This is a genomic window from Candidatus Desulfolinea nitratireducens, assembly GCF_982879505.1.
The window spans coordinates 1-8,515 of the sequence record NZ_CEYOSI010000158.1 but is presented as its reverse complement, the minus strand read 5'-3'; the positions used below and the strand labels follow the sequence as shown (position 1 = coordinate 8,515).

At 49.6% G+C, this 8,515-nt stretch carries 8 protein-coding genes; 6 read left to right on the top strand and 2 right to left on the bottom strand.

What is annotated here, in order from left to right; all coding sequences use genetic code 11:
* Positions 1–69 precede the first annotated feature (69 nt).
* From ligA to AC3DOM_RS12940, 3 genes are all read left to right on the top strand, one after another.
* Positions 70–2,100: an NAD-dependent DNA ligase LigA gene (gene ligA, locus AC3DOM_RS12950; RefSeq protein WP_487919468.1), complete on the top strand. Its 2,031-nt coding sequence runs from the start codon at positions 70–72 to the stop codon at positions 2,098–2,100.
* An 88-nt stretch (positions 2,101–2,188) separates the two neighbouring features.
* Positions 2,189–3,397, top strand: a complete 1,209-nt coding sequence (locus AC3DOM_RS12945) for an aminotransferase class I/II-fold pyridoxal phosphate-dependent enzyme (RefSeq protein ID WP_487919467.1) — start codon at positions 2,189–2,191, stop codon at positions 3,395–3,397.
* Between the two features lie 48 nt (positions 3,398–3,445).
* Positions 3,446–4,627: a class I SAM-dependent rRNA methyltransferase gene (locus tag AC3DOM_RS12940; protein ID WP_487919466.1), complete on the top strand. Its 1,182-nt coding sequence runs from the start codon at positions 3,446–3,448 to the stop codon at positions 4,625–4,627.
* Positions 4,628–4,740: 113 nt separating this feature from the next.
* Here AC3DOM_RS12940 and AC3DOM_RS12935 read toward each other — a convergent pair whose 3' ends face one another.
* Positions 4,741–4,974, bottom strand: coding sequence for a hypothetical protein (locus AC3DOM_RS12935; protein WP_487919465.1), 234 nt, complete (start codon positions 4,972–4,974; stop codon positions 4,741–4,743).
* A gap of 11 nt (positions 4,975–4,985) precedes the next feature.
* Positions 4,986–5,399: a hypothetical protein gene (locus AC3DOM_RS12930; protein ID WP_487919464.1), complete on the bottom strand. Its 414-nt coding sequence runs from the start codon at positions 5,397–5,399 to the stop codon at positions 4,986–4,988.
* 186 nt (positions 5,400–5,585) lie between these two features.
* Between AC3DOM_RS12930 and AC3DOM_RS12925 the strand changes: the two genes are divergently transcribed.
* From AC3DOM_RS12925 to AC3DOM_RS12915, 3 genes are all read left to right on the top strand, one after another.
* Complete coding sequence (locus AC3DOM_RS12925) at positions 5,586–6,458, top strand: VIT1/CCC1 transporter family protein (protein WP_487919463.1); 873 nt, start codon at positions 5,586–5,588, stop codon at positions 6,456–6,458.
* Between the two features lie 16 nt (positions 6,459–6,474).
* Positions 6,475–7,662, top strand: a complete 1,188-nt coding sequence (locus tag AC3DOM_RS12920) for a DUF1786 domain-containing protein (RefSeq protein WP_487919462.1) — start codon at positions 6,475–6,477, stop codon at positions 7,660–7,662.
* A gap of 131 nt (positions 7,663–7,793) precedes the next feature.
* Positions 7,794–8,515 (top strand): peroxidase family protein (locus AC3DOM_RS12915; protein WP_487919461.1); only part of this gene is annotated, 722 nt, incomplete at its 3' end.

Here is an 8,515-nt window from a genome sequence, read left to right as displayed (position 1 = left end):
GGTTTTAAGAGCTTTTCCCTTCGTGTCCTTTATGTTTAGGCTTTTCATAAATCAGACTATAATTCAACTATGAACGATCTTCATCAACGCCTCGACACCCTCTGTGAAGAACTTCGCCAGCATAATTATCACTACCACGTCCTCGATGCGCCTATCATCAGCGACGGGGAATATGATCGCCTTTTGCATGAGCTCAAAGCCATCGAAGCCGAGCATCCCGAGTGGATCACAGCCGATTCACCCTCTCAACGTGCTGGCGCACCTCCTTCCGATAAATTTGAGAAAGTCCGTCATCCTGCCCCGATATTATCTCTGGCAAATGCATTTGGCGCAGAGGATACCCGTGCCTGGGTTGAACGCATCCGGAAACTGGATGAACGCGTCAGCGAGGCACAGTTCACCGTTGAGCCAAAGATTGATGGTCTGACAGTCGTTCTTCATTATAGAGACGGCCTATTCGTCCAGGGTGCAACGCGTGGAGATGGGGAAATTGGGGAGGATATTACCGCGAATTTAAGGACGATCAAAGCGATTCCGTTGAGAATACCAGTAAACAGTACTCAGTATTCAATCCCTGAATACTTTGTAGTCCGAGGCGAAGTTTTTATCACCCATGCCGACTTTGAAATTCTCAATCAGCGCCAGGCCGAAGCAGGAGAAAAGACTTATCAGAATCCGCGTAACACGGCAGCAGGTGCACTCCGCCAACTGGATTCGCGCATCACCGCCACACGACCATTAACTCTGTTGATTTACCAAATTGTCCACGCTGAGGGAGGCGAAGTTCCCGCCTCGCAGTGGGAGCGGCTGGAATATCTTCGCGAACTTGGATTTCCTGTCTCATCTGACTCACGGCGTTTTGATGAAATAGAAGAAACGATTTCTTTTGTCTCAGGCTGGGAGGAAACGAAAGATAAACTCCCGTATGAAGCAGATGGCATGGTCATTAAAATTGACGATCTCACACTCTCAGATTCTCTCGGCATTGTCGGTAAAGACCCGCGCAGTGCGGTGGCCTATAAATTCCCATCGCAGGTGGTCACAACCCAACTGCTCGACATCAACGTTGAGGTCGGGCGGACGGGGGTTCTGACTCCCAAAGCTGTGCTTGAAGCTGTCGAAATTAACGGAGTCATCGTTCGGAATGCAACCCTCCATAATTTCGATTTCATCGCCGAAAAGGATATCCGCATCGGTGACAGCGTCCTCGTCAAACGGGCAGGGGAAGTGATTCCCTACATCATCGCTCCGGTAACGGAAGCACGTTCAGGCGGAGAGCGTCCCTACATTCCCCCATCGCTATGTCCGGCTTGTGAGCAGCCCGTCGAGCATCTCGAGGGGGAGGTCGCCTGGTATTGTGTCAATGCAGCTTGTCCAGCACAACTGATCCGAAATATTGAACATTACGTTTCCCGGGGTGCGATGGATATCGCCGGACTGGGCATCAAAATTGTCGAGCAATTGGTTGAGGAGGGGCTGGTTGGTGATGTCGCCGATCTCTATACTCTGCGCAAAGAAGATTTGCTCGCGCTGGAAGGCTTCAAGGAAAAAAAGGCGGATAATTTACTTGCAGGAATTAGCATCTCAGCGAATCAACCCTTGAATCGACTGATTATTGGATTAGGGATTCGCGGTGTTGGCGAGTCTGTCGCAGCCGATCTAGCACAGCATTATGTGGATTTGGATGCCCTCCGTGCAACCCCTCAAACGGATCTGGAGGCCATCGAGGGAATTGGCCCAAATATCGCCGCCGCGATCGTGGATTGGTTTTTGCTACCATTTAATCAGCAAATGCTTGGCAAACTGCATGATGCCGGTGTTTGGCCAACATCTACCGTTAACACGACACAGGCCTCGCCCGGCAAATTCAATGGTTTGAGCTTCGTCGTCACCGGCACCCTGCCAAAAATGACCCGCAGCGAGGTAAAGGAATTTATCCAATCACAGGGTGGCAAGGTGACCGGCAGCGTCAGCAAAAAGACTGATTATCTTGTAGCCGGAGAAAATCCCGGCTCAAAATTGGTCAAAGCAGAAGCATTGGGGGTCAAGGTTATTGGAGAGGAAGAACTTCTCTCATTAAGCGATATTCCCAGCTCTTGATTGACAGTTTTTCCTCACTCGACTACACTACATTCCGTTATGGTAGCGTTAGAAATTATAGTAAAAATGATTTTTTAAGGAGCTAATAATGGACTCTCAAAAAGGCACCGATTCAGTCTCTCAGCGCATTCAGGCGATGACAGACCGCGCCGCCGATTTGAAAGCGCGTGGCGCATATTTTTATAATATGGCCGTCACTGAAATCCTGGACGATGCGCGCGTGATCGTAAACGGGCGCAATATGGGGATGTATGCATCTTATGGCTATGCAGGCTTGCTTGGGCATCCACGCATCGCTGCTGCTGCAAAAGCTGCCGTTGATAAATACGGGACTGGCACAAATGGTGTCCGGTCTTTGGCAGGGACATTGGATTTACACGTCGAACTCGAAGAGACGATCGCAGATTTCAAACACGCCGAAGCCGCCATAACCTATACCTCGGGTTACGCGACGAACTTGAGCGTTATTTCCACATTGATGGGACGCGGCGACTGGATTCTCTCTGATAAACTCAATCACGCCAGCATCGTCGACGGCTGTATGATGTCCGGCGCGCTATTTCGTCGCTTCAAACATAACGATATGGCTGACCTGGAAAAACGCCTTCAACAAGCCCCTTCAGATGTAGCCAAACTGGTCATTGCCGATGCTGTTTTCAGCATGGACGGAGACATTATCGACCTTCCCAAGGTCGTCAAACTCTGCGAAAAATACGATGCCTGGCTAATGATGGACGAAGCCCACTCAATCGGCGTTTTGGGTAAAACGGGTCGTGGGATTGAAGAACACTTCGGCCTCGGAGACGTGGTGGACATCAAAATGGGTACGCTCAGCAAAACTATCCCCTCGGTGGGCGGTTACGTTGCGGGGAAAAGGGATATGATCGAATATCTCCGCCATGCCAGCCGGGCCTATATCTTCTCCGCTGCCTTACCCCCGGCACAGGCTGCTGCTGCGATGGAATCTTTCAAAGTCATCCTCGATGAGCCATGGCGATTGGAAAAACTACAAGCCAATACCGAACAATTCATCGGCGGCCTTAAAAGCGCAGGCTTTGACACCATGCTCACCGAAACTGCCATTGTTCCCGTTCTTTGTGGCGATGATGAGCGGGCTTATGAACTGACCGGCGCTGCCCAGGCCAAAGACCTCTTCGTTCTTCCCGTCGTCTCCCCCGCCGTGCCTAACGGTCTCGCTCGTCTGCGAGCGACAGTTACCGCAGCACATGCGACCAAAGATATTGCTTACGCCCTGGATGTTCTTGCCGAAGCCGGTAAAGAAATCGGGATTATCTAAAACACATCTCTCGTAGGGGCGACCAGCCGGTTGCCCCTATTTTTTTTTATGCCCTCTATCACCCTTCACCTCGGACGCGAAAAATCCCTTCTCCGCCGTCATCCCTGGATCTTCTCAGGGGCAATTGGGCATGTGGAAGGAAATCCCGGGATCGGGGAAACTGTGGATGTGCTTGATGCTAAAGGAAATTTCCTGGCAAAAGCCGCCTACTCCCCTCGATCCAATATCCGTGCGCGCATCTGGACCTGGCTTGATGAGGACGTGGACGCAGATTTCCTGCGCCGCCGGTTGGATTCCGCCATTAATCATAGGGACGGGATTACCCCACCCCTACGATCCGATGCATGTAGGCTTGTTCACGCCGAATCAGATGGACTGCCCGGCCTGATCGTTGATCGCTACGATGATGTGTTGGTGATGCAAATCCTGACAACAGGTGCTGAATACTGGAAAGAAACCCTCGCCGATCTGATTCTTGAATTGACGGAGTTAACCGACATCTACGAACGCTCGGATGTGGAAGTGCGCCACCTCGAAGCACTGGAACCACGCGCTGGCGCAATGCGTGGCAACCCACCCTCAAAGCTTGTTTTGCAGGAATACGGACTGAAATTCAACGTTGATATTGCACACGGTCATAAAACCGGATTTTATCTTGACCAACGCGAAAGCCGACATTTAGTCGGCCAGCTTGCAGCAGAACGGGATGTCCTCAATTGCTTCAGCTACACGGGCGGATTCAGCATCCACGCAGTGGCGGGAGGGGCGAGGTCAGTCACCTCCATCGATTCCTCAGGAGACGCACTAAAGCTGGGGGTAGAAAATGCCGCATTAAACGGTCAGCAAGCTGAAATCCACGAATGGATCGAGGGAGATGTTTTCAAAGAACTGAGAACATTCCGGGATTCGCGCCGTGATTTCGATCTGATCATTCTCGATCCCCCTAAATTTGCGCCGACTATCTCCCAGGTCAAGAAGGCGACTCGTGGCTATAAGGATATCAATCTGCTGGCCTTCAAGCTTTTACGCCCGGGCGGGATTTTGATCACCTTCTCCTGCTCTGGTGGTGTGGATGCATCTCTCTTCCAGAAGATCGTAGCGGGCGCAGCCCTCGATGCAAACGTGGATGCACAGATCATCCAGAAACTGGGGCAGGGAGCTGACCACCCGATTGCACTGAATTTCCCCGAGGGAGCATATCTGAAGGGGCTGGTTTGTAGAGTTTTTTAAAAAAGGGCCCCGTTCCCTTAGTGGGAACGGGGCCTTGCTCTAAAAGTTTGAGGCCTTATCTTTCTTGGATCATCGAAAATTCGACACCAGATGATGGGGTTAGACACCTAACGCTATTTCCCTTTAGGTTTCCCATCATCCAACTGCATGATTTGACGAAGGGTACCAAGAATCAGCAGGCCAAGCTTCAGCCCCTGTCCGCTCGTCAGGGAGAGGGTCTCCCCCTCTTTTTCAGCGTTTCTTGTCAAAAGATACGCTGCACCAAGACCGGTCAAAGCGCCGATCAATGCGCCCATCAGCAAAATTCCACTTTTTTCCGGATGATCAATTTTCTCAATTTCTGCCATCTTAAACTCCCTTATTTTTGTTGAAAGAATCTCTTGATACCAGCTGAAATTCCTTCAACAAAGAAGATTGGTTTTGCAGTTGCATCTGCCACATTTTCAATTTTTTGTGTGACAAGACGAATAAACTTATATAGTTTCTGTGTATAGATCGGGGTGGCTTTTATCAGCATCGTTATCCCATAAATTAAGCCACCCAATATGAGTAGCAATATGAATGAAATAAAGAGTAATGGGATCAGCAACCAAATTATTGAGATATCTGCCCACAGGCTGGCAGTTGCGTTGGTTCCTGTCGCCACGACTACGGAGATCGCAATCACGAAGAGTGCCGCAATTAGAATGGGAACAAGAATCTGCCAAATTAAATCTCGTCGGTGAGCCTTGTAAGATGCTGTTTTTAGGAAGGGGGGTATATTTTTCTTCATCAGCTTTATTTTAGCATAGTTGAAATACAATTTCAGTGAACCAGACGATTGATTCCCAACCTGCTAATCAGAGCTGTTTGGCAGAGAAGTTATTAAATAATAATTTAAAAGCATATAGCTGGTAGTACAATCAAGATTAAGAAACCAGTATTCACTGTTTTTAGTGTCAGGATATTAGGAGATAAAATGAAACTCAGTAATGAAATACGCCAGCAGCTATTGGCATTTCAACAAAATGAGATCACTGAATATCATATATACAAGCGATTGGCAAAAAGCATCAAAGAACCTGAAAATGCAAGGATCATCAACCAGATCGCCGAGGATGAGCTTGGGCATTATGAAGAGTGGAAAGAATATACCAACGAAGATGTGAAACCCAAAAAATGGGCAATTTGGTTTTACTATCTGATCAGCCGAATTTTTGGCTTCACTTTTGGCATCAAGTTGATGGAGAGCGGCGAGAAAAGCGCGCAGGTAAATTACGCCCAGATTCGTGAATTTGTCCCCGAAATTGACAAGTGGATCGAAGATGAACATAAACATGAAGATGCTCTGATCGAAATGCTTGATGAAGAGCGCCTGCAATATGCCGGGTCGGTCGTCCTGGGGTTAAATGACGCCCTCGTCGAATTAACGGGCGCACTGGCAGGACTTACGCTGGCTTTGCAAAATGTTGAGCTGATCGCGCTCTCGGGGCTGATCACCGGCATCGCCGCATCGCTTTCAATGGCAGCCTCTGAATATCTTGCCACCCGCTCCGAAAAAACCGATAAACATCCCATCCGTGCCGCGATCTATACGGGTATTGCCTATATCTTCACGGTTTCAATCCTGATCCTGCCCTATCTGCTCTTCGATAACTACTTTCTCGATCTGGCGTTGGCGTTAACCTCTAGCGTGATTATCATCGCGGTCTTCAATTACTATATTTCGGTCGCTCAGGATAAATCTTTCAAAGATCGCTTTATTGAAATGGCGGGATTAAGTCTCAGCGTCGCGGCCTTCAGTTTTGGGATTGGATATTTGATCCGCATCTTTTTGGGTGTTGAAATATAAAAGCACAGGAAATAATATGAAAATTTTAACGGTAGATGTAGGTACTGGTACACAGGATATTTTTCTGTATGACTCTCAGATCGACATTGAGAACGGATTCAAATTAGTCCTGCCCTCGCCCACGATGATGGTACGCAAGCGGATCCAGGAAGCGACTCGCTCGCAAGTCCCGATCCTGCTGACCGGTCTGACAATGGGAGGTGGCCCCAGCAGTTGGGCGGTCAATGACCACCTGAAGGCAGGTTTCCCCGTTTACGCAACAGAAAATGCGGCCAGAACATTAGACGATAACCTTGACGCCGTCGCAGAAATGGGCATTATCCTCGTCTCTGACGATGAGGCTTCCAACCTGCCGACCTCCATACAGCGGATTGAGTTCCGAGACTTCGATTTCCCCGCCATTACCGATGTCTTCGCCCGCTTCGGCGTCTCACTGGATGATCTCGCCGCGGTCGCGGTCGCGGTCTTCGATCACGGTGCCGCCCCCCCCGATATCTCTGATCGTCAATTTCGTTTCGACTATTTGGATGAGCGCATTCGAGAACGGAATGCCTTATCTTCATTTGCCTTTTTGGCGAAAGATATTCCCCCGATCATGACCCGCCTGCAAGCGGTAGCTGATTCCGCCCGGGATGTGGATGCCCCGCTCATCGTCATGGATACGGCCCCTGCCGCGGTTTTGGGTGCAACATTTGACCCCATCGTGGCACAGCGCAAGCAGAAGATCATCGCCAATATTGGTAATTTCCACACCCTGGCATTTCGCCTGGGAGATAAAGGGATTGAGGGCGTCTTTGAGCATCATACCGGCGAGATCGACCTGCCCAAACTGGAAGGCTATCTACAAAATTTAGCGGATGGGACTCTCCAACACGAGACCATCTTCAATGATATGGGGCACGGGGCGTTGATCTACAATAAGGAAGCGATGCTCCTGAACGGCGAAGATTTTGATGTCGTGGTAACAGGCCCTAGGCGGAGTATGTATTCGAGTGCCCTCACCCCAACCCTCTCCCCTAGGGAGAGGGAGTCTACGCCCACATTGCGCCCTTATTTTTCTGTCCCTTTTGGGGATATGATGATCGCGGGTTGCTTTGGGATGCTTTCAGCCACAACAGATTTACTACCAAATATTGCTGAAGATGTCCGAGCATCGCTCAAAGGTGCGGGCGGCGCAGGCACACCACCCTGGGAGATTGGCTAGAGAATTTATTAAAAAGGGAGGATTTTTTCTTATTCGATGTATTCAATCATTCCAAAAAGGGCTCATATCTTGATTATACATTTTTGATATAATTGAGAAAAGTAGTCTGTAATCAAAAGGAGATAATGCACATGAGTATCGAAGGCAAATGCCCCGTAAATCACAATCCCACTGCGAGCAACAGTGGTACCTCAACGTCGAACCGAGACTGGTGGCCAAACCAGTTAAATTTAAAAATCCTTCACCAAAACAGTTCCCTGTCCGATCCAATGGGAAAGGCATTCAATTACGCTGAAGAATTCAATAAACTCGACCTAAAAGCCCTAAAGGACGATCTCTATGCCTTGATGACCGATTCGCAAGATTGGTGGCCTGCTGATTATGGTCATTACGGCCCCTTTTTCATCCGTATGGCATGGCACAGCGCAGGCACATATCGCACAGGTGATGGCCGCGGCGGCGCATCCTCAGGTTCACAACGCTTTGCGCCCCTCAACAGCTGGCCCGATAACGTCAACCTCGACAAGGCGCGGCGGCTGCTCTGGCCGATCAAGCAGAAATACGGCAACAAGATTTCCTGGGCCGATCTGATGATCCTCGCCGGTAATTGTGCGCTGGAGTCGATGGGTCTTAAGACCTTTGGCTTCGCGGGCGGACGTGAAGATATTTGGGAACCGGAAGAAGACATCTACTGGGGAGCCGAGAACGAGTGGCTTGGTGACAAGCGTTACACTGGTGAACGCGATCTCGAAAACCCGCTTGCCGCTGTGCAGATGGGTCTGATCTATGTAAACCCGGAAGGACCTAATGGAGAACCTATTCCAGCAGCTTCTGGACATGATGTTCGAGAGAC

Coding starts and splice junctions, on each gene's coding strand:
- ligA (WP_487919468.1), top strand. CDS start 70: ATGAACGATCTTCATCAACGCCTCGACACCCTCTGTGAAGAACTTCGC.
- AC3DOM_RS12945 (WP_487919467.1), top strand. CDS start 2,189: ATGGACTCTCAAAAAGGCACCGATTCAGTCTCTCAGCGCATTCAGGCG.
- AC3DOM_RS12940 (WP_487919466.1), top strand. CDS start 3,446: ATGCCCTCTATCACCCTTCACCTCGGACGCGAAAAATCCCTTCTCCGC.
- AC3DOM_RS12935 (WP_487919465.1), bottom strand. CDS start 4,974: ATGGCAGAAATTGAGAAAATTGATCATCCGGAAAAAAGTGGAATTTTG.
- AC3DOM_RS12930 (WP_487919464.1), bottom strand. CDS start 5,399: ATGAAGAAAAATATACCCCCCTTCCTAAAAACAGCATCTTACAAGGCT.
- AC3DOM_RS12925 (WP_487919463.1), top strand. CDS start 5,586: ATGAAACTCAGTAATGAAATACGCCAGCAGCTATTGGCATTTCAACAA.
- AC3DOM_RS12920 (WP_487919462.1), top strand. CDS start 6,475: ATGAAAATTTTAACGGTAGATGTAGGTACTGGTACACAGGATATTTTT.